Source organism: Comamonas sp. B21-038 (genome assembly GCF_022387135.1).
Lineage (GTDB): Bacteria > Pseudomonadota > Gammaproteobacteria > Burkholderiales > Burkholderiaceae_C > Comamonas > Comamonas sediminis.
The window spans coordinates 878,157-897,592 of the sequence record NZ_CP092462.1; the positions used below are offsets into that span (position 1 = coordinate 878,157).

The following is a 19,436-nucleotide window of genomic DNA, read 5'->3' on the forward strand; positions in this document are numbered from 1 at the left end:
AATACAACATGACTACTGCAGTTTCTCCCCGCTCTTTCTCGGTGAAGGATTTCTTCAAGAGCTTCATGCTCTGGGAATTGATGAAGGGCATGGCCCTGACCGGCCGCTACACGTTTGCGCGCAAGATCACGGTCCAGTTCCCCGAAGAGAAGACGCCGCTGTCGCCGCGTTTCCGTGGCCTGCACGCGCTGCGCCGCTACGAAAACGGTGAAGAGCGTTGCATCGCCTGCAAGCTGTGCGAAGCCGTCTGCCCTGCCATGGCGATCACGATCGAGTCGGATGTGCGTGATGACGGCTCGCGCCGCACCACCCGTTACGACATCGATCTGACCAAGTGCATTTTCTGTGGCTTCTGTGAAGAAAGCTGCCCCGTGGACTCCATCGTGGAAACCCAGATTCTGGAATACCACGGAGAAAAGCGCGGCGACCTGTACTTCACCAAGGAAATGCTGCTGGCCGTGGGCGACCGTTACGAACCTGAAATTGCTGCAGCCAAGGCTGCGGACGCAAAGTACCGCTAACGCGGCACTTGGAGACTGATCGAAAAGAGCCCCACATGGATGTCACAACTGGTTTTTTCTATCTGTTCTCGGTAGTGCTGCTGTATGCGGCATTCCGAGTGGTTACTGCTCCAAATCCGGTGCACGCAGTGCTGCACCTGATGTTGGCGTTCTCTCAGGCAGCCGGTATCTGGTTGCTGCTCAAGGCTGAGTTCCTGGCCATCGTGCTGGTGATGGTCTACCTGGGCGCCGTGATGGTGCTGTTCCTCTTCGTGGTGATGATGCTGGATATCCGCATCGACCAGCTGCGCAAGAGCTTCTGGAAGAACTTCCCGCTCGCTGCGGTGATTTTTGCCATCGTTGCATTCGAGATGGGTGTCGTGCTGATCGGCGGCTTCAGCGCCATCGATGCGCCCAAGGCCATCCCGGCGGTGGTGGATGCGGCCGGTAAGGTAGTGCCCTACAGCAACGTCAAGGCGCTGGGCACCATGCTCTACACCGAGTATCTGTTCCCTGTGCAAGTGGCTGCGGTCATCTTGCTGGTGGCGATGATTGCCGCGATTGCCCTGACCCTGCGCCAGCGCAAGGATTCCAAGGCCATCGATGCATCCCTGCAAGTGCGCGTGCGTGCTTCGGATCGCCTGCAATTGGTCAAAGTCGAGGCCAGCAAGCCCCCCGCACCTGTGGTGCCACCGGCTGCTGCTGAGGAGAAGAAGGTATGACGCTCACTCTGGGTCATTTTCTGACGTTGGGCGCGATGCTGTTCGCCCTGTCCGTGGTCGGGATCTTCTTGAACCGCCGCAATCTGATTGTGCTGCTGATGGCCATCGAGTTGATGCTGCTGGCAGTGAACACGAACTTTGTCGCGTTCTCCCATTACCTGGGAGACATGCACGGCCAGATTTTCGTGTTCTTCATCCTGACCGTCGCTGCGGCAGAGTCGGCCATTGGTCTGGCAATCCTGGTGTTGCTGTTCCGTAACAAGTCCACCATCGATGCGGAAGATCTCAACTCCCTGAAGGGTTGAGGGACCAATACTTGCAAGGTTAAGAAGAATGAGTCAAACCCTTTCTGCTTCAACACTGTTGGCGGTGCCTCTGGCGCCCCTGGCAGGATCTTTGCTGGCAGGCATTTTCGGTACCGCCCTGGGCGGCAACCGCATCGGCCGCGTTGGCAGCCGCACGCTCACCATCCTGGCTGTGTTCATTGCCTTCGTCATCTCTGCGATGACGTTCCAGAGCGTGGTGTTTGAAGGCGCGACCTTCAACCAGACGCTCTACACCTGGATGACCGTCGGGTCGCTGAAGATGGAGATCGGTTTCATGATCGATTCCATCACCGCGATGATGATGTGCGTAGTGACCTTCGTGTCGCTGATGGTGCACATCTACACCATCGGCTACATGGCGGAAGACGACGGCTATGACCGTTTCTTCTCGTACATCTCGCTGTTCACCTTCTCGATGCTGATGCTGGTGATGAGCAACAACCTGCTGCAGCTGTTCTTCGGCTGGGAAGCCGTGGGCCTGGTGTCGTACCTGCTGATCGGTTTCTACTTCAAGAAGGAAACCGCGATTTTCGCCAACATGAAGGCCTTCGTGGTCAACCGTGTCGGTGACTTCGGCTTCATCCTGGGTATCGGCCTGATCGCCGCCTACACCGGCACCTTGAACTACACCGAAATCTTCGCCAAGACCCAGGAGCTGAGCGGCATGACCCTGCCAGGCTCGACCTGGTCGCTGATGACGGTGATCTGCATCTGCCTGTTCATCGGTGCGATGGGCAAGTCGGCCCAGTTCCCGCTGCACGCCTGGCTGCCCGATTCGATGGAAGGTCCTACCCCCATCTCGGCACTGATCCACGCGGCTACCATGGTGACCGCCGGTATCTTCATGGTTTCACGCATGTCGCCGCTCTATGAGCTGTCCGACGCAGCGCTGAACTTCATCCTCGTGATTGGCTCGATCACCGCGCTGTTCATGGGTATCCTGGGCATCATCCAGAACGACATCAAGCGCGTGATCGCGTACTCCACGTTGTCGCAGCTCGGTTACATGACCATCGCGCTGGGCGTGTCGGCCTACTCGGTGTCGGTGTTCCACCTGATGACGCACGCGTTCTTCAAGGCGCTGCTGTTCCTCGGCGCGGGCTCGGTCATCATGGGCATGCACCACAACCAGGACATCCGCTGGATGGGTGGCGTGCGCAAGTACATGCCCATCACCTGGATCACCTTCCTGCTGGGCAACCTGGCGCTGATTGGTACGCCGTTCTTCTCGGGCTTCTACTCGAAGGATGCGATCATCGAAGCGGTGCACGCCTCGAACCTGCCTGCCGCCGGCTTTGCCAACTTTGCCGTGCTGGCGGGTGTGTTCATCACCGCGTTCTACTCGTTCCGCCTGTACTTCATCGTGTTCCACGGTAAAGAGCGCTACGACCAGAACCCCGATGCCCACCACGACGACCACCATGCTCACGACGACCACCACGGCCATGGCCACGATGCCAAGCCGCATGAGTCGCCATGGGTGGTGACCCTGCCGCTGGTGCTGCTGGCCATTCCTTCGGTGGTGATCGGTGCGATCGCGCTGATGCCGATGCTGTTCGGTGACTTCTTCAAGGGCGTCATCTATGTCGATGGCAGCAAGCACGGCGCGATGGCCGAGCTGGCCGAGAAGATCCACGGCTGGATTCCGATGGCACTGCACGGCTTCACCGCTGCGCCGTTCTGGCTGGCCCTGGCCGGCGTGGTGACCTCCTACGTGTTCTACATGCTCAAGCCCGAAATTCCTGCTGCGATCAAGCGCGTCAGCGAAAAGGTCGGCCTGTACCAGGTGCTGGAGGGCAAGTACGGTGTGGACTGGGTCTATGAAAACATCTTCGCCCGCGGCTCGCGCGTGCTGGGCAGCCTGTTCTGGAAGGTGGGCGACCAAGGCCTGATCGATGGTCTGATCGTCAATGGTTCCTGGAAGGTGGTTGGCCGCATCTCCGCGCTGGTGCGCTGGCTGCAGACGGGTTATGTGTACCACTACGCATTGGTCATGATTCTGGGTATCTTCCTGGCCATGACGTACTTCGTGCTGCTCAACAAGTAAGGAAGAAGAAAAATGGGATTGTTGAGTCTTGCAATTTGGACGCCCATCGTCTTTGGTACGGTCCTGCTGGCCTTTGGCAAGCAGGAGCAAGCCAAGATGGTGCGCTGGATCGCACTGGTCGGTGCGCTGATAGGCCTCCTGGTCACCTTGCCGCTGTACACCGGCTTCCAGCTGGGTACGTCGGCGATGCAGTTCGTCGAGAAGGCGTCCTGGATTCCACGCTTCGGTATCAACTACTACCTGGGTGTCGATGGCATCTCCTTCTGGTTCGTGCCGCTGACCGCCTTCATCACGGTGATCGTGGTGCTGGCTTCCTGGGAGTCGATCACCGAGCGCGTGAACCAGTACATGGGCGCGTTCCTGATCCTGTCGGGTCTGATGATCGGTGTGTTCTCCGCACTGGACGGTCTGCTGTTCTACGTGTTCTTTGAAGCGACCCTGATTCCGATGTACCTGATCATCGGTATCTGGGGTGGCCCGAACCGCATCTACGCAGCGTTCAAGTTCTTCCTGTACACGCTGATGGGTTCGCTGCTGACCTTGATCGCGCTGCTGTACCTGTACAGCAAGTCGGGCAGCTTTGAGATTCTGGCCTGGCACCAGCTGCCGCTGACGATGACCGAGCAGACCTTGATCTTCTTTGCCTTCTTCGCTGCGTTTGCCGTGAAGGTGCCGATGTTCCCGGTCCACACCTGGCTGCCCGACGTGCACGTCGAAGCGCCTACCGGTGGCTCTGCGGTGCTGGCCGCGATCATGCTGAAGCTGGGTGCCTATGGTTTCCTGCGTTTCTCGATGCCGATCGCTCCCGATGCGTCGCATGAATGGGCCTGGCTCATCATCGCGCTGTCGCTGATCGCCGTGATCTATGTGGGTCTGGTGGCGATTGTGCAGAAGGACATGAAGAAGCTGGTGGCTTACTCGTCCGTCGCACACATGGGCTTTGTGACCCTGGGCTTCTTCATCTTCAATGACATCGGTGTCATGGGTGGCCTGGTACAGATGATTGCCCACGGCTTCGTCTCGGGCGCGATGTTCCTGTGCATCGGCGTGCTGTATGACCGCGTGCATTCGCGTGACATCGCTGCCTACGGCGGTGTGGTCAACACCATGCCCAAGTTTGCTGCCTTTGCACTGCTGTTTGCGATGGCCAACTGCGGCCTGCCAGGCACCGCCGGTTTCATCGGCGAGTGGATGGTGATCCTGGGCGCCACCAAGTTCAACTTCTGGATTGGTGTGCTGTCAGCCACCGCGCTGATTCTGGGTGCGGCCTACACGCTGTGGATGTACAAGCGCGTGTACTTCGGCCCCGTGACCAATGACCATGTGCGTGAGCTCAAGGACATCGGTTGCCGCGAATTCCTAATCCTGGGCATCTTGGCTGCTGCCGTGCTGATCATGGGTGTCTACCCCGCACCGTTCACCGATGTGATGGGTGCCTCGGTGGCCGACCTGCTCAAGCATGTCGCTGCGTCCAAGCTGTGATGGTCGGACAGAATTGAGAGACTTGAGATGATTGATAACATCAGCTGGCTGGCTATCTATCCTGAAATCGTGCTGTTGGTGATGGCTTGCGTCATCACCCTCGTGGACCTGGGCGTCAAGAGCGCAGGGCGCACGCTCACCTACATTCTGTCGCTGCTGACCCTGGTGGTCGTGGCGGTGATCACCGGTATCTACGCCAGCAATGGCAATACCTTCTACGCCTTCGGCAACATGGTCGTCTCCGACGCCATGGGCAACTGGCTCAAGTGCGCGGCGGCCATCGCCATGGCCGTCACCCTGGTGTATGGCCGTGGCTACTCGCGTGACCGTGGCATGCTCAAGGGCGGCGAGTACTTCATCCTGTCGCTGCTGGCCCTGCTGGGCATGAACGTGATGATCGCGGGCAACAACTTCCTGATCATCTACCTGGGCCTGGAGCTGCTGACCCTGTCGAGCTACGCGCTGGTCTGCCTGCGCCGTGACAACACTGCTGCGGTGGAAGCGGGCATGAAGTACTTCGTGCTGGGCGCGATGGCGTCGGGTTTCCTGCTGTACGGCCTGTCGATGATCTACGGTGCCACTGGCTCGCTGGACATCGGTGAAGTGTTCAAGGCGGTCAACTCCGGCCTGATCCGCCATCAGGTGCTGGTGTTCGGTCTGGTGTTTGTGGTGGCGGGCCTCGCGTTCAAGCTGGGTGTGGTGCCTTTCCACATGTGGGTGCCTGACGTCTACCAAGGCGCACCAACCGCCATCACGATGATCGTCGGCGGCGCGCCCAAGCTGGCAGCTTTCGCGATCGTGATCCGCCTGCTGGTCGACGGCCTGCTGCCGCTGGCCATCGACTGGCAACAGATGCTGGCCGTGCTGGCCATCCTGTCGCTGCTGATCGGTAACCTGGCCGCTATTGCACAGACCAATATCAAGCGCATGCTGGCCTACTCCACCATCTCGCAAATGGGCTTTGTGCTGCTGGGTCTGATGTCTGGCGTGGTCAATGGCAATGTGGAAGCCGCAACGGCTGGCAACGCCTACAGCGCATCGATGTTCTACGTGGTGAGCTATGTGCTGACCACGTTGGCCACCTTCGGTGTGGTGCTGCTGCTGGCCCGCGAAGGCTTCGAGAGCGAAGAGATCGCTGACTTCGCCGGTCTGAACCAGCGCAGCCCGCTGTACGCCGGCGTGATGGCGATCTGCCTGTTCTCGATGGCTGGTATTCCTCCGCTGGTGGGCTTCTACTCGAAGCTGGCCGTGCTGCAAGCGCTGGTGGCATCGGGCAGTGGCCTGTACATTGCGCTGGCCGTGTTCGCAGTGGTCATGTCGCTGATCGGCGCCTTCTACTACCTGCGCGTGGTCAAGGTCATGTACTTTGACAAGCCCATCACTGCCGCCAAGGTGCATGCACCGCTGGACGTGCGTGCCGTTCTGGTCGTCAATGGCGCGCTGGTGCTGATCCTGGGTATCATGCCCGGCGGTCTGATGAAGCTGTGCTCTGACGCCGTGCTGCGCGCGCTCGCCAGCTAAATCGTCGGCCCTCCAACTCTGCAAAGCCCGCATGTCTATCACCGCATCCATCTGGCTGGTGATCGTGGCGGGCTTTGTCGCGGCCAATCTGCCGTTTCTGAACCAACGCATTCTGGCCGCTGGGCCGGTCTGCCAGGACGGCGGCAGCGTTGGCAAGGCGCTGTGGATACGTCTGGTCGAGTTGGTGGTGCTGTATTTCCTGGTCGGCGCTGTTGCCATGCTGCTCGAAGGCCGTGCCGGCCAGCGCAGCAGCCAGGGTTGGGAGTTCTATGCCGTCACCGGCACCTTGTTCCTGACCTTTGCCTTCCCCGGTTTTGCCTACCAGTACCTGCTGCGCAAGGTGAGCCGAGCGGGGTGAGCCTGTGAAGGTTTTCAACCTGCGCTGCCCGTTGGGCCATGTCTTTGAAGGCTGGTTTGCCTCCGATGCCGCATTGGAGCAGCAGCAGAGCCAAGGCTGGCTCAGCTGCCCAATGTGCAATTCGCGCGAGATCGTCAAAGGTCTGAGCGCCCCGCATCTGGCACGCAAATCTAATTCCATCTCTGCAGCGGCGCCCGCCACGCCGGCCTCATCGGCCGCAGCCGCCGCACATCCCGGCAGCACGCCGGCCGCGTCCTCGCCATCCCAGCCTTCTCATAACCCGCTCAGCGATGCCCAGCGCCTGCAACAGGCCTGGCTGGAACTGTCGCGCCAGGTCATTGCCAACACCGACGATGTAGGCAGTGACTTTGCCGACCTGGCCCGGCAGATGCACGAGGGTGAGGTCGATGTCCGGCCCATCCGGGGCACCGCCACCCCGCAAGAGCAGCGCGCGCTGGCCGATGACGGCATCGATGTACTGCCACTGCTGCTGCCCGAAGCCAGCAAGCACCGCCTGCAATAGGGCGCTTCTGTCGCCTTGGCAGCAGCCCGGGTGGGCTTGCATGCTGCCGCACTGAGGATGCACAGCCCCTATCGATGGCTGAGGGCAGGGCGTCTGCATTGTCGTCCGTCTTTGATTCTGATGACAAAAAGACGGCCGCTTGTCCCTCAGGCGACTATCAAAAAGTGAGCGCATAAAGCCCACGGGTTAACGCGTACGCAGCCTCACCTACAGGCTTTCCCCAGTGTTGCATCGCAGTATTCTTTCCTAGTATTGGCAGCATCGAAGCGGCGTGCATTTCCAACCCGGAATAGGCGCCGCGCTTTTTTCCAGCGAAGCGGTGCGGTGCCCATGAGTGATGTCATTCTTCAAACCCGAGATCTCACCAAGGAGTTTCGGGGATTCACAGCAGTCAGCAATGTCAATCTGTCGGTGCAGCGGGGCTCGATCCATGCGCTGATCGGCCCCAATGGTGCCGGCAAGACGACATGCTTCAACCTGCTGACCAAGTTCCTGACGCCCACCAAGGGCATCATCCATTTCAACGGCACCGACATCACCAGCGAGGAGCCGGCGCAGATTGCCCGCCGTGGGGTGATCCGCTCGTTCCAGATCTCGGCGGTGTTCCCGCACCTGAGCCTGATGGAGAACGTGCGCATCGCCTTGCAGCGCAAGCTGGGCACGTCCTTCCACTTCTGGAGCAGCGAGCGCACGCTGGACAAGCTCAACGGCCGCGCGGTGGCCTTGCTCGAAGAAGTGGGCCTGGCCCATCTGGCCGACGAGATCACCCTGAACCTGCCCTACGGCCAAAAGCGTGCGCTGGAGATCGCGACCACGCTGGCGATGGAGCCCGAGCTGATGCTGCTTGACGAGCCCACCCAGGGCATGGGCCATGAGGACGTCGAGCGCGTCACCCAGCTGATCAAGAAGGTGTCGGCCGGCCGCACCATCTTGATGGTCGAACACAACATGAAGGTCATCTCGACGATTGCGGACCGCATCACGGTGCTGCAGCGCGGAGCCATCCTGGCCGAGGGCGACTACCAGACGGTGTCGCAGAACCCCCAGGTGATGGAAGCGTATATGGGAACCACCGACGGCCAGCTGCAGGGAGCGCACTGACATGAACGAGAACAATGGAGTGCCAGCACTGGAGATCAGCGATCTGCACGCCTGGTATGGCGAATCGCATGTGCTGCATGGCGTGAACATGCGTGTGATGCCGGGCGAGGTGGTGACCCTGCTGGGCCGCAATGGCGCAGGCCGCACCTCGACGATGCGTGCCGTCATGGGCCTGACGGGGTCGCGCAAGGGCTCGATCAAGATCAACGGCGTCGAGACCATCCAGATGCCTACGCACAAGATTGCGCATCTGGGCCTGGGTTACTGCCCGGAAGAGCGCGGCATCTTTGCCAGCCTCTCCTGCGAAGAAAACCTGATGCTGCCGCCGGACCTGAAAACCGGCTCGGCCGGCATGTCGGTCGAAGAGATCTACGAGATGTTCCCCAACCTGGCCGAGCGCCGCCACAGCCAGGGCACGCGCCTGTCGGGCGGCGAGCAGCAGATGCTGGCGGTGGCCCGCATCCTGCGCACCGGCGCCAAGCTGCTGCTGCTCGATGAAATCTCCGAGGGCCTGGCACCGGTCATCGTGCAGGCGCTGGCCCGCATGATCGTAAGCCTGCGTACCAAGGGCTACACCGTGGTGATGGTCGAACAGAACTTCCGCTTTGCTGCGCCGCTGGCCGATCGCCTCTATGTGATGGAACACGGCCAGATCGTCGAACAGTTCAGTGCCGACGAGCTCGAAGGCAAGATGCCTTTGCTCAACACCTTGCTGGGGGTCTAGCCTCCCACTTTTTGCAACGCTGGCACAGCGCAGACTGCCGCCATGAATTGAGAACAGATATTTTTTAGGAGACAAGATGAAAGCAAAGCTCAAAGCCATTGCCCAAGTGGCATGTTTGGTCGCCCTGTCCGCAGGCGCTGCCCAGGCACAGGAGAAGGTGAAAATCGGCTTCATCACGGACATGTCCAGCCTCTACGCCGACGTGGAAGGCAAGAACGGCGCTGTCGCCATCCAGATGGCCATCGACGACTTCGGTGGCAAGGTGCTGGGTCAGCCTATCGAGATGGTCTCGGCCGACCACCAGAACAAGGCCGACATTGCCGCCTCCAAGGCGCGTGAGTGGATCGACACCGCCGGCGTGACGATGCTGTTTGGCGGCACCAACTCCGGCACGGCGCTGGCCGCTGCGAAGGTGGCCCAGGAGAAAAAGCGCGTCTACTTCAACAGCGGCGCAGGCTCGTCGGCGCTGACCAATGAGCAATGCAGCCCCTACACCGTGCACTACGCCTATGACACCGTGGCCCTGGCCAAGGGCACCGGCGGCGCCGTGGTGGACCGTGGTGGCAAGTCCTGGTTCTTCCTGACGGCCGACTACGCATTCGGTCACTCGCTGGAGGCAGATACCACTGCCGTCATCAAGGCCAAGGGCGGACAGGTCGTCGGCTCGGTGCGCCATCCGCTCAACGCTTCCGACTTCTCGTCCTTCCTGCTGCAGGCGCAAAGCTCCAAGGCCCAGATCCTGGGTCTGGCCAATGCCGGCGGCGACACCATCAATGCCATCAAGGCTGCACGTGAATTCGGCATCAACAAGAGCATGAAGACCGCTGGCTTGCTGGTCTTCCTGTCCGACATCCACAGCATGGGCCTGAAGAACACCGAAGGCCTGCTGCACACCACCAGCTGGTACTGGGACCTGAACGACGAGACACGCAAGTTCGCCGACAAGTTCTTTGCCAAGACCAAGCGCATGCCGACCGATCTGCATGCGGCGGACTACTCGGCCACGATGAACTACCTGAAGGCCGTTGAAGCCGTCAAGACCACCGATGCCGACAAGGTCATGGCGTACCTCAAGAGCACGCCACTGAACGATTTCTACGGCAAGGGTGTCATCCGTCCCGATGGCCGCTACGCGCACGACATGTACCTGGTCGAAGCCAAGTCGCCCGCCGAATCCAAGAAGCCCTGGGATTACCTGAAGGTCCTGTCCACCTTGCCTGCAGACCAGGTCTGGACGACCAAGGCCGAATCCAAGTGCGCGCTCTGGAAGTAAGCACCGCTCACACGTAACCTGCGTCCTTGCCTCCTGCTGCGGCACCCGTCCATCGCTGATGGGCCGGGTTCCAAAAGCAGCATTGGCACGGCGCCAGGCGTGTTGTGTTCATTCACCGACTCGTGAGCCTTTCATGGAAATCTTTGGTATCTCATTACCGGCCTTGATGAGCCAGCTGCTGCTGGGTCTGGTCAATGGCTCGTTCTATGCCATTCTCAGTCTGGGATTGGCCGTGATCTTCGGCCTGCTCAACGTGATCAATTTCGCCCACGGCGCTTTGTTCATGCTGGGGGCCATGTTCACCTGGATGGCGGCCTCCTACTTCCAGATCAACTACTGGGTGATGCTGCTGCTGTCACCGATTCTGGTGGGCATCATCGGGGTGCTGATAGAGCGCTTCCTGCTGCGCCATATCTACAAGCTCGACCACCTCTACGGCCTGCTGCTGACCCTGGGCCTGTCGTTGCTGATCGAAGGTGTGTTCCGCTCGATCTATGGTGTCTCCGGCCTGGGTTACGACACGCCAGAGCTGCTCGAAGGCGCCACCAATGTCGGCGTGATGCTGCTGCCCAACTACCGCATGTGGGTCGTCGCAGCCTCCCTGGTCGTCTGCTTTGCCACCTGGTTCGTGATCGAGAAAACCCGCCTGGGTGCCTACCTGCGCGCCGGCACCGAGAACCCCCGTCTGGTCGAGGCCTTCGGTGTCAACGTGCCGCTGATGATCATGCTGACCTATGCCTTTGGCGTGGGCCTGGCCGCCTTTGCCGGCGTGCTGGCCGCTCCGGTCTACCAGGTCACGCCGCTGATGGGACAGAACCTGATCATCACTGTGTTCGCCGTGGTCGTGATCGGCGGCATGGGCTCCATCATGGGCGCCATCATCACCGGTCTGGCACTGGGCGTGATCGAAGGGCTGACCAAGGTCTTCTACCCAGAGGCCTCGGCCACCGTCGTGTTTGTGATCATGGTCATCGTGCTGCTGGTACGCCCGGCTGGCCTGTTTGGCAAAGCGAAGTGAGGTGAGGGGATGAATTCCAAGAAGTTTGCCAAACTGGGATACGGCTTGCTGCTGCTCGGCCTGATTGCGGCGCCGTTCATGGGGGCCTACCCGGTGTTCGTGATGAAGCTGATGTGCTTTGCACTGTTTGCCTGCGCCTTCAATCTGCTGCTGGGCTACACCGGTCTGCTGTCCTTTGGCCATGCCGCCTTCTTTGGTGGCGCGGCCTATGTCACCGGCCATGCGATCAAGGTCTGGCACCTGACGCCGGAGCTGGGCATTTTGTTCGGTGTGGTGTTCGGCGCATTGCTGGGCGTGGTGTTCGGCTGGCTGGCCATTCGCCGCCAGGGGATTTATTTCTCGATGATCACGTTGGCGCTCGCGCAGATGCTGTTCTTCGCCTGCCTGCAAATGCCCTTTACCGGGGGTGAGGACGGCCTGCAGGCGGTACCGCGCGGCAAGCTGTTTGGCCTGCTGAGCCTGGAGAGCGACTGGACGATGTACTACGTGGCGCTGGTCATCGTGGTGCTGGCCTTCCTGCTGATCATGCGCACGGTGCATTCGCCTTTCGGCCAGGTGCTCAAGGCCCTGAAAGAAAACGAGCCACGTGCCATCTCGCTGGGCTACGACGTCAACCGCTTCAAGCTGCTGGCCTTTGTCATCTCGGCCGCGCTGGCTGGCCTGGCGGGCTCGCTCAAGACGGTGGTGCTGGGCTTCGCCACGTTGACGGACGTGCACTGGACGGCATCCGGCCAGGTCATCCTGATGACCTTGGTGGGCGGCCTGGGCCTGCTGTCCGGCCCGATCGTCGGCTCGGCGGTGATCGTCGCGCTGGAGAACAAGATCGGCGATATCGGCACCTCGCTGTCGCGCTTGACGGGCGTCGAATGGTTCAACACCTTGGGTGAGTCGGTGACGATCGTGACCGGGCTGATTTTTGTGATCTGTGTGCTGGCATTCCGCCGCGGCATCATGGGCGAGTTGATCGCCTTCATGGACCGCAAGAAGAAATAGCGGAGGGTCGCAGACCCGCCCAAGTCAAAGGCCTGCATTGCGCAGGCCTTTGTTTTTTGGGCAGCAGCGGGAAGATTTACTTCCAGAGCTTGCAGGTGCTTTCGGCCTTGGTGGTCCAGACCTCATCGGGGCTGAGCGTCTTGAGCACCTTGAAATAATCCCAGGCGCCTTTGGATTCGGCCGGGGTCTTCACCTGCATCAGGTACATCTCATGCGCATACCGGCCATCGGGGCGGACAACGCCCTTGGCGTAGAAGTCAGACAGGGGCTCGGCCTTCAGCGCAGCCATCACCTTGTCCGAATCGGTCGACTTGATGCGGTCCGCTGTCTTCAGGTAGGTCATCATGGCCGAGTAATCGGCCGCCTGCAGCGAGGTCGGCATCTTCTTGAATTTCTCGAAGAAGCGGTCCGAGAACTTGCGGCTCTCGGGGTTCAAATCCCAATGCCAGCTGTCGGTGAACATCAGGCCTTCGGTCTGCTTGAGCCCCAGGCTGTGGATGTCCGAGCTGAACAGCAGCAGGCCAGCCAGTTTCATGGTCTTGGTGACACCAAACTCGCGCGCAGCCTTGATGGTGTTGATGGTGTCGCCGCCCGCGTTGGCCATGGCCAGAATCTGCGCCTTGGAGTTCTGCGCCTGCAGCAGGAAGGATGAGAAATCCGAGGCATTGATCGGGTGGCGCACGGCGCCCACCACGCGGCCGCCGGCGGCCTTGATGACCTTGGTGGTATCTGCCTCCAGCGCATGGCCAAAGGCGTAGTCGGCCGTCAGAAAGAACCAGTCCTTGTCGCCCAGGCCCACAATCGCGCCGCCCGTGCCCTTGGCCAGTGCCACGGTGTCGTAGGCGTAGTGCACGGTGTAGGGGCTGCACTGGTCGTTGGTCAGCGCCGAGGTGCCAGAGCCGTTCACGATGATGAGGCGCTTTTTCTCCTCGGCCACCTTGGCCATCGCCAGGCCGGTGCTGGAGGTGGTGCCGCCCACCAGCATCTGCATATCGCGCTGGTCGAACCATTCGCGGGCCTTCGATGCGGCCAGGTCGGCCTTGTTCTGGTGGTCGGCCACCATCAGCTCCACCGGCTTGCCCAGCAGCTTGCCGCCAAAGTCGTCAATCGCCATCTGCAAGGCCAGGGCCCCGCCCTTGCCATCGACATCGGCGTAGACGCTGGACATGTCGGTGATGAAGCCGATCCGCACCTTGTCTTGCGCCAGCGCGCCTTGGCTGAGCAGGGCCAGCACGCAGCCAGCGGCAGCGGCCGCAATCGCTCGTCGCCGGTGCGGTCGGGCAGAACGCAAAGAGGGCATTGCAGGAACTTGCATCGGGAGGTCTCCTTGTTCAAATAGACAGGCGTACAGCGTGACGGTCAGGTGCGGCGCACCGGTGGGCGGCTGCGCCCCGATGGTTGCAGGCTGCTTCGCGCGCGCCTACTGGGGTAAGCACCAGAGCGCGGCAAAAACGCGTCTGCAGGCGCCGCACGAACCGGCTATACTGCTCGCAGCTCCGGGGTGTGCGAAAGCGCTGAGATGCGAAAGGCAGTTGCAAGACTGCTGATTAGCGAACCCGACGAACTTGATCCGGTTCATGCCGGCGGAAGAAGAGCGGGACCCTGAAAGCACAGCGGTGGAAGGCAGGCAGCGTTGCATGGCACGCGCTTGCAGCCCTCCGCCACGCACACCCCAGGCGCCTCGCGCACTGGGGTTTTGTCTTTTTGGGGACGGCACCTGTCAGCGCGCAACAGGTGCCGCCATGGCCACCCCACAGCGGCCCTGGCGCAACGCACAGCACGGCCGGGCCGGGGTGCAGTCGATGGGCGTGTTGCAACAGAGCAGGGCCGGCACGTCCCGGAGCGTTCGATGAAATCAACCGCTTTGAGGAGACTGCCATGAACGCCCCTGAGTCCCTGTTCATCCCCGCCACCGGTGATGCCCCCGATGCCGCCCGCTTTAGCGAACTGCTGGCCCGATCGCGCCAGCCTTTTCCTGCGTCGACCAAATCCTACCTGCCCGGTGCCATCCACCCGCAGCTGCAGGTGCCGGTGCGCGATATTGCACTGACCAACGGGGAGCGGGTCAGCGTCTACGACACCTCCGGGCCCTACACCGACCCGGCCGTGGCCATCGATGTGCGCCAGGGCCTGCCCGCGCTGCGCGCCGAATGGATTGCCGTGCGTGCTGACAGCGAATACTACGTGGGGCGCCAGCGTGTGGCCCTCGACGATGGCGGCAAGCGCGGCGAAGAAGACCTGCGCGTGGCCCAGCTGCGTGCCGAGGCCGCCGCACTGCAGCGCCAGCCGCGCCGCGCCAAGAGCGGCGCCAACGTGACCCAGATGCACTATGCACGCAAGGGCATCATCACCCCCGAGATGGAATACGTCGCGCTGCGCGAGAACGGCCGCCGCGAATGGATGGCCGAGTACCAGCGCGATGCCGCGCGCGAGGCCCGCCTGGCGGGCAACAGCCTGGGGGCGGCGATCCCCAAGATCATCACGCCGGAATTTGTGCGCGACGAGGTGGCGCGGGGCCGGGCCATCATCCCGGCCAACATCAACCACCCCGAGATCGAGCCGATGGCCATTGGCCGCAACTTCAAGGTCAAGATCAATGCCAACATCGGCAACTCGGCGGTGACCTCCAGCATCGAGGAAGAGGTCGAGAAACTGGTCTGGGCCATCCGCTGGGGGGCCGACAATGTGATGGACCTGTCCACCGGCAAGAACATCCACACCACGCGCGACTGGATTGTGCGCAATTCGCCAGTGCCCATTGGCACCGTGCCGATCTACCAGGCGCTGGAGAAGGTGGGCGGCATTGCCGAGGACCTGACCTGGGAGATCTTCCGCGACACGCTGGTGGAGCAGGCCGAGCAGGGCGTGGACTATTTCACGATCCACGCCGGCGTGCGCCTGGCCTATATCCACCTGACGGCCCAGCGCCGCACCGGCATTGTCTCGCGCGGCGGCTCCATCATGGCCAAGTGGTGCATGGCCCACCACCGCGAGAGCTTCCTCTACGAACATTTCGAAGACATCTGCGACATCATGAAGCAGTACGACGTGAGCTTTTCGCTGGGCGATGGCCTGCGCCCGGGCTGCGCCTCGGACGCCAATGACGAAGCCCAGTTTGCCGAGTTGGCCACACTGGGCGAGCTGACCCAACTGGCCTGGAAGCACGATGTGCAGACCATGATCGAAGGCCCGGGCCATGTGCCGATGCACATGATCCAGGCGAACATGACCGAGCAGCTCAAGCACTGCCACGAGGCGCCGTTCTACACCCTGGGCCCGCTGACCATCGACATCGCGCCGGGCTACGACCATATCGCCAGTGCCATTGGTGCGGCCATGATCGGCTGGTTTGGCACCGCCATGCTCTGCTATGTGACGCCGAAGGAGCACCTGGGCCTGCCCGACCGCGATGACGTCAAGCAGGGCATCATTGCCTACAAGATTGCCGCGCATGCGGCCGATGTGGCCAAGGGCCACCCCGGTGCGCGCGCGCGTGACGATGCATTGAGCCAGGCGCGTTTCGATTTTCGCTGGGAGGACCAGTTCAACCTGGGGCTGGACCCGGACACGGCCCGCGCCTTCCATGACGAAACCCTGCCCAAGGACAGTGCCAAGGTGGCGCATTTCTGCTCGATGTGCGGGCCCAAGTTCTGCTCGATGAAGATCACGCAGGAGGTGCGCGAGTTTGCGAAGCACCAGGGCGTGGCCGAGGAGCAGGGCATTGCGTTGGGCATGCAGGCCAAGGCCGCGGAGTTCAACCGGGCAGGGGGCGATTTCTACATCCCGATCGCCAGCGACACCACGGCCAGGTAAGGGCAGGCAGCGCTTGACGCACGATGCGGCCGCCACCCGGCGGCCGCATTGGCGCGTCGGTGTCAGCGATGTTTGCTGCGCTGCACTAAACTTCGGGCTGCAGTGTGTCAGCCCCGTTCCACGCCAGAAAGCCCTTTGCCATGAACGTTACGCAAGCCATGAAAGAGCGCCGCTCCGTGCGCGCCTTTTTGCCCAAAGCACCGTCTGCCCAGGCAGTACACAGCCTGATTGCCGACGCGGCCCAGGCGGCATCGGGCGGTAATCTGCAGCCCTGGCGGGTGGTGGCGCTGGCGGGCCATGCCTTGCAGGAGCTGACCGATGCGATCGCGGATGCGCAGCCGCTGCCCGAGGGCGGCAACAACTACACCTACCCGCCCAATCTCTGGGAGCCGTACCGCACGCGCCGCTTCAAGAATGGCGAGGACCTGTACAAGACCATCGACATTCCGCGCGAGGACAAGGCCGCGCGCCTGGAGCAGCTGGCCAAGAATGGCCGTTTCTTTGGTGCCCCGGTGGGTCTGCTGGTGTTTGCCGACGAGCGCATGGGCTATGCGCAGTGGGTGGACCTGGGCATTTACCTGCAGTCCCTGATGCTGCTGGCCACCGAGCGCGGCCTGGCCACCTGTGCCCAGGGCTACTGGCGCCGCTATGGTGACACCGTGGAGCGGGTGCTCAAGGCCCCTGAGCCTTACAAGGTGGCCTATGGTATTGCGCTGGGGTACGAAGACCCGTCTGCGCCGATCAACAGCCTGCGTGCCGACCGCGCGCCCTTTGGCGACTGGGCGCAGATGCGCGGGTTTGACTAAGGCTTTACAACCAAGGGATCAGACCGCGATATAGCGGTCCTTGCGGTGGTTCATCGCCACGATCAGGTTCAGGATCACCGCCCCGGCAATCGACCAGGCGACCGACACGGCCGGCACCAGCCACAGCGCAAAGGCCACAATGGTGCAGTCCAGCCCCATCTGCACCTTGCCGGCGGACCAGCCACGGCGCTCCTGCAGGTAGAGCGCCAGAATGCCGAAGCCGCCCAGGCTGACCCGGTGGCGGAACAGAATCAGAAAGCCCGTGCCCAGCAGCACACCGCCGAGAATGGCCGCCAGTGGCTGGGACACATAAGCGATGGACAGCAGCGCCGGCAGCAGCCCGGTGAGCCAGGACGTGACCACCACCGCGATAAAGGTCTTGACCACGAAGGCGGTGCCCATGCGCTTGGCCGCCAGCCAGTAGAAGGGCAGGTTCAGGCAGAAGAACAGCAGGCCCAGATCCGTGCCGGTGGCGTAGTGCCCCAGCAGCGCAATACCGGCAATGCCGCCCGTCAGCAGCCCCGCGCTTTTATACAGCACCAAGGCGGTGGAGATCAGCAAGATGCCGACCGCCATCGCGATGCCATCCTCCAGCCAGGAATGGCCGGAGGAGCCGGTCTTGAGTGCCCAGCGGAATTTGCCGGAGGTCAGTTGGGTCACGCGCGCAAAGCCTGCGCTGGCGGAGAGGCGGTATCGGGTCATGGGGAAAGGGCAAGCAAGAGTCCTGCCAGCTTGGGCGCCGTGCATGCGCCCCATGCCCTGGCAAAGGCGAGATAGCCCTGCAATATAGGGCTAACCCTTATCCCTCAGACCTTGCCAAGGATTGGCGCAGCCCGGCTGCGGGCTGCCTCCCCGGTTCAGAGGCTCACTTCCAGATTGGGCACTGGGCCTCTTGTTTGCTGGCAAACAGCGTCTCGCCCGGCAGTGCCTTGATCAGCTTGAACGCGTCATGCTTGCCCTTGGACTCTTCGGGCGTCTTGACCTGCAGCAGGTACATGTCGTGCACATAGCGGCCGTTGGGCTCGATCTTGCCCTTGCCGAACATGTCGTTCAGCGGCATCGATTTGAGGGTCTGCATCACCTTGTCGGCATCCAGGCTCTGCGCCTTTTCCACGGCCTTGAAGTAGCTCATCGCCGAGGAGTAGTCGGAAGCCTGCAGCGAGGTGGGCATCTTCTTGGTGCGGGCGTAGTAGCGGTCGGTCCAGGCACGGGCTTCGGGCGAGCGGTCCCAGTACCAGCTGTCGGTGAACATCAGGCCACCGGCGAGCTTGAGGCCCAGGCTCTCGACCTCGTTGGCGAACACCATCAGCGCCACCGGCTTCATCTTGGGCGTGACGCCAAACTCCCGCGCGGCCTTGAGCGAGTTCATGAAGTCGCCACCCGCATTGGCCAGGCCCAGGATCTCGGCCTTGCTGGCCTGCACCTGCACCAGGTAGGACGAGAAATCATTCGCGTGGAAAGGCGCACGCACCGATTTGACGATCTGGCCGCCCTGGGCCTGCACCACCTGGGTCACATCGGCCTCCAAGGTGTGGCCAAAGGTGTAATCGGCCACCAGCAGCGCCCAAGTCTTGGCGCCTTGCTCGGACACCGCCCGGCCCGTGCCGCGCGCAATGGCCGTCGTGTCGCTGTTGTAGTGCACCCAGTACGGCGAGCACTGGCTGCCCGTCAGGTTCGAGGAGTAGGCGCCGTTGATCAGCAGCACGCGTTTTTTCTCATTGGCCACCTGGCCCATGGCCAGCGCTGTCGCGGTGTTGGTGCCGGCAATCAGCAGCTGCACATCCTGGGTGTCGACCCATTCGCGCGACTTGGTCGAGGCGATATCGGCCTTGTTCTGGTGGTCGGCTGACAGCAGCTCGATCGGCCGGCCCAGCAGCTTGCCGCCAAAGTCCTCGATGGCCATCTGGATGGCGGTCACACCGCCCTTGCCATCGCCGTCCGAATACTGGCTGGACATATCGGTCAGAAAACCCAGGCGCACGGGGGCGGGTGCCTGTGCATGGGCAACGCCGGCAATGGCGCTGCAAGCCAGCGCGCAGGCGCTGAAAGCATGTACGCGGCGGTGCTGGGAAAAGGGCTGGGGCATGTTGACTCCTTTGTTATGTGGCTTGCCTGAGTTCAGCAAAGCCCATGCTAAGAGCAGATGCTTCCGGGCGACAGCGGGCAAACCGCCCAAGCACACGGCGTTTGTCACCCACGTTACCGAGCCTGTGGCGCCGAAGCGCATTT

The 19,436-nt window shown here is 61.9% G+C and carries 18 protein-coding genes and 1 riboswitch; of the genes, 15 read left to right on the forward strand and 3 right to left on the reverse strand.

Features of this window, described 5'->3' with window-relative positions:
- The first annotated feature begins 8 nt into the window (after window positions 1–8).
- The 13 genes from nuoI (at window position 9) to MJ205_RS04095 (ending at window position 12,588) form a co-directional block, all read left to right on the forward strand.
- A complete protein-coding gene (gene nuoI, locus MJ205_RS04035; RefSeq protein WP_021028565.1) occupies window positions 9–521 on the forward strand; it encodes an NADH-quinone oxidoreductase subunit NuoI in 513 nt (170 codons plus the stop codon).
- 35 nt (window positions 522–556) lie between these two features.
- Window positions 557–1,222, forward strand: coding sequence for an NADH-quinone oxidoreductase subunit J (locus MJ205_RS04040; protein WP_239811294.1), 666 nt, complete (start codon window positions 557–559; stop codon window positions 1,220–1,222).
- Window positions 1,219–1,527 (forward strand): NADH-quinone oxidoreductase subunit NuoK, encoded by a 309-nt coding sequence (gene nuoK, locus MJ205_RS04045; protein ID WP_021028567.1) that lies wholly within the window; start codon window positions 1,219–1,221, stop codon window positions 1,525–1,527. The genes MJ205_RS04040 and nuoK overlap by 4 nt, the downstream gene beginning before the upstream one ends.
- 28 nt (window positions 1,528–1,555) lie before the next feature.
- Complete coding sequence (gene nuoL, locus MJ205_RS04050; RefSeq protein ID WP_239811295.1) at window positions 1,556–3,595, forward strand: NADH-quinone oxidoreductase subunit L; 2,040 nt, start codon at window positions 1,556–1,558, stop codon at window positions 3,593–3,595.
- 12 nt (window positions 3,596–3,607) lie between these two features.
- Window positions 3,608–5,077: an NADH-quinone oxidoreductase subunit M gene (locus MJ205_RS04055; protein ID WP_239811296.1), complete on the forward strand. Its 1,470-nt coding sequence runs from the start codon at window positions 3,608–3,610 to the stop codon at window positions 5,075–5,077.
- 27 nt (window positions 5,078–5,104) lie between these two features.
- Complete coding sequence (nuoN, locus tag MJ205_RS04060) at window positions 5,105–6,598, forward strand: NADH-quinone oxidoreductase subunit NuoN (protein ID WP_239811297.1); 1,494 nt, start codon at window positions 5,105–5,107, stop codon at window positions 6,596–6,598.
- A 31-nt stretch (window positions 6,599–6,629) separates the two neighbouring features.
- A complete protein-coding gene (locus MJ205_RS04065; protein WP_239811298.1) occupies window positions 6,630–6,956 on the forward strand; it encodes a DUF2818 family protein in 327 nt (108 codons plus the stop codon).
- Between the two features lie 4 nt (window positions 6,957–6,960).
- The gene (locus MJ205_RS04070; protein ID WP_239811299.1) at window positions 6,961–7,479 is read left to right on the forward strand and encodes a DUF1178 family protein; all 519 of its coding nucleotides are present in this window, start codon (window positions 6,961–6,963) and stop codon (window positions 7,477–7,479) included.
- A gap of 330 nt (window positions 7,480–7,809) precedes the next feature.
- The gene (locus MJ205_RS04075; RefSeq protein WP_021028573.1) at window positions 7,810–8,580 is read left to right on the forward strand and encodes an ABC transporter ATP-binding protein; all 771 of its coding nucleotides are present in this window, start codon (window positions 7,810–7,812) and stop codon (window positions 8,578–8,580) included.
- 1 nt (window position 8,581) lies between these two features.
- Window positions 8,582–9,304: an ABC transporter ATP-binding protein gene (locus MJ205_RS04080; RefSeq protein WP_239811300.1), complete on the forward strand. Its 723-nt coding sequence runs from the start codon at window positions 8,582–8,584 to the stop codon at window positions 9,302–9,304.
- Between the two features lie 76 nt (window positions 9,305–9,380).
- Complete coding sequence (locus MJ205_RS04085; protein ID WP_230771658.1) at window positions 9,381–10,577, forward strand: ABC transporter substrate-binding protein; 1,197 nt, start codon at window positions 9,381–9,383, stop codon at window positions 10,575–10,577.
- Window positions 10,578–10,710: 133 nt separating this feature from the next.
- On the forward strand, window positions 10,711–11,595 hold the full coding sequence (locus MJ205_RS04090; protein ID WP_239811301.1) for a branched-chain amino acid ABC transporter permease: 885 nt from the start codon (window positions 10,711–10,713) through the stop codon (window positions 11,593–11,595).
- A gap of 9 nt (window positions 11,596–11,604) precedes the next feature.
- The gene (locus MJ205_RS04095) at window positions 11,605–12,588 is read left to right on the forward strand and encodes a branched-chain amino acid ABC transporter permease (RefSeq protein WP_239811302.1); all 984 of its coding nucleotides are present in this window, start codon (window positions 11,605–11,607) and stop codon (window positions 12,586–12,588) included.
- A 76-nt stretch (window positions 12,589–12,664) separates the two neighbouring features.
- Here the strand turns inward: MJ205_RS04095 and MJ205_RS04100 are convergent, their stop codons facing one another.
- Complete coding sequence (locus MJ205_RS04100; protein ID WP_239812660.1) at window positions 12,665–13,888, reverse strand: ABC transporter substrate-binding protein; 1,224 nt, start codon at window positions 13,886–13,888, stop codon at window positions 12,665–12,667.
- A 187-nt stretch (window positions 13,889–14,075) separates the two neighbouring features.
- A riboswitch (TPP riboswitch) is annotated at window positions 14,076–14,197 on the forward strand.
- A gap of 269 nt (window positions 14,198–14,466) precedes the next feature.
- Between MJ205_RS04100 and thiC the strand changes: the two genes are divergently transcribed.
- The gene (gene thiC / locus MJ205_RS04105) at window positions 14,467–16,401 is read left to right on the forward strand and encodes a phosphomethylpyrimidine synthase ThiC (RefSeq protein WP_239811303.1); all 1,935 of its coding nucleotides are present in this window, start codon (window positions 14,467–14,469) and stop codon (window positions 16,399–16,401) included.
- Between the two features lie 140 nt (window positions 16,402–16,541).
- Window positions 16,542–17,207: a nitroreductase gene (locus MJ205_RS04110; RefSeq protein WP_239811304.1), complete on the forward strand. Its 666-nt coding sequence runs from the start codon at window positions 16,542–16,544 to the stop codon at window positions 17,205–17,207.
- An 18-nt stretch (window positions 17,208–17,225) separates the two neighbouring features.
- Here MJ205_RS04110 and MJ205_RS04115 read toward each other — a convergent pair whose 3' ends face one another.
- Window positions 17,226–17,909, reverse strand: a complete 684-nt coding sequence (locus tag MJ205_RS04115) for a YitT family protein (RefSeq protein ID WP_239811305.1) — start codon at window positions 17,907–17,909, stop codon at window positions 17,226–17,228.
- A 163-nt stretch (window positions 17,910–18,072) separates the two neighbouring features.
- Window positions 18,073–19,293 (reverse strand): ABC transporter substrate-binding protein, encoded by a 1,221-nt coding sequence (locus MJ205_RS04120; RefSeq protein ID WP_239811306.1) that lies wholly within the window; start codon window positions 19,291–19,293, stop codon window positions 18,073–18,075.
- Between the last annotated feature and the right edge of the window lie 143 nt (window positions 19,294–19,436).

What these genes read in the sequence shown, in the direction of transcription:
- MJ205_RS04090 (WP_239811301.1), top strand. Translation starts at nt 10,711, where the DNA reads ATGGAAATCTTTGGTATCTCATTACCGGCCTTGATGAGCCAGCTGCTG.
- MJ205_RS04110 (WP_239811304.1), top strand. Translation starts at nt 16,542, where the DNA reads ATGAACGTTACGCAAGCCATGAAAGAGCGCCGCTCCGTGCGCGCCTTT.
- MJ205_RS04075 (WP_021028573.1), top strand. Translation starts at nt 7,810, where the DNA reads ATGAGTGATGTCATTCTTCAAACCCGAGATCTCACCAAGGAGTTTCGG.
- MJ205_RS04085 (WP_230771658.1), top strand. Translation starts at nt 9,381, where the DNA reads ATGAAAGCAAAGCTCAAAGCCATTGCCCAAGTGGCATGTTTGGTCGCC.
- nuoN (WP_239811297.1), top strand. Translation starts at nt 5,105, where the DNA reads ATGATTGATAACATCAGCTGGCTGGCTATCTATCCTGAAATCGTGCTG.
- MJ205_RS04055 (WP_239811296.1), top strand. Translation starts at nt 3,608, where the DNA reads ATGGGATTGTTGAGTCTTGCAATTTGGACGCCCATCGTCTTTGGTACG.
- nuoI (WP_021028565.1), top strand. Translation starts at nt 9, where the DNA reads ATGACTACTGCAGTTTCTCCCCGCTCTTTCTCGGTGAAGGATTTCTTC.
- MJ205_RS04065 (WP_239811298.1), top strand. Translation starts at nt 6,630, where the DNA reads ATGTCTATCACCGCATCCATCTGGCTGGTGATCGTGGCGGGCTTTGTC.
- thiC (WP_239811303.1), top strand. Translation starts at nt 14,467, where the DNA reads ATGAACGCCCCTGAGTCCCTGTTCATCCCCGCCACCGGTGATGCCCCC.
- MJ205_RS04080 (WP_239811300.1), top strand. Translation starts at nt 8,582, where the DNA reads ATGAACGAGAACAATGGAGTGCCAGCACTGGAGATCAGCGATCTGCAC.
- nuoL (WP_239811295.1), top strand. Translation starts at nt 1,556, where the DNA reads ATGAGTCAAACCCTTTCTGCTTCAACACTGTTGGCGGTGCCTCTGGCG.
- nuoK (WP_021028567.1), top strand. Translation starts at nt 1,219, where the DNA reads ATGACGCTCACTCTGGGTCATTTTCTGACGTTGGGCGCGATGCTGTTC.
- MJ205_RS04040 (WP_239811294.1), top strand. Translation starts at nt 557, where the DNA reads ATGGATGTCACAACTGGTTTTTTCTATCTGTTCTCGGTAGTGCTGCTG.
- MJ205_RS04115 (WP_239811305.1), bottom strand. Translation starts at nt 17,909, where the DNA reads ATGACCCGATACCGCCTCTCCGCCAGCGCAGGCTTTGCGCGCGTGACC.
- MJ205_RS04120 (WP_239811306.1), bottom strand. Translation starts at nt 19,293, where the DNA reads ATGCCCCAGCCCTTTTCCCAGCACCGCCGCGTACATGCTTTCAGCGCC.
- MJ205_RS04100 (WP_239812660.1), bottom strand. Translation starts at nt 13,888, where the DNA reads ATGCCCTCTTTGCGTTCTGCCCGACCGCACCGGCGACGAGCGATTGCG.
- MJ205_RS04095 (WP_239811302.1), top strand. Translation starts at nt 11,605, where the DNA reads ATGAATTCCAAGAAGTTTGCCAAACTGGGATACGGCTTGCTGCTGCTC.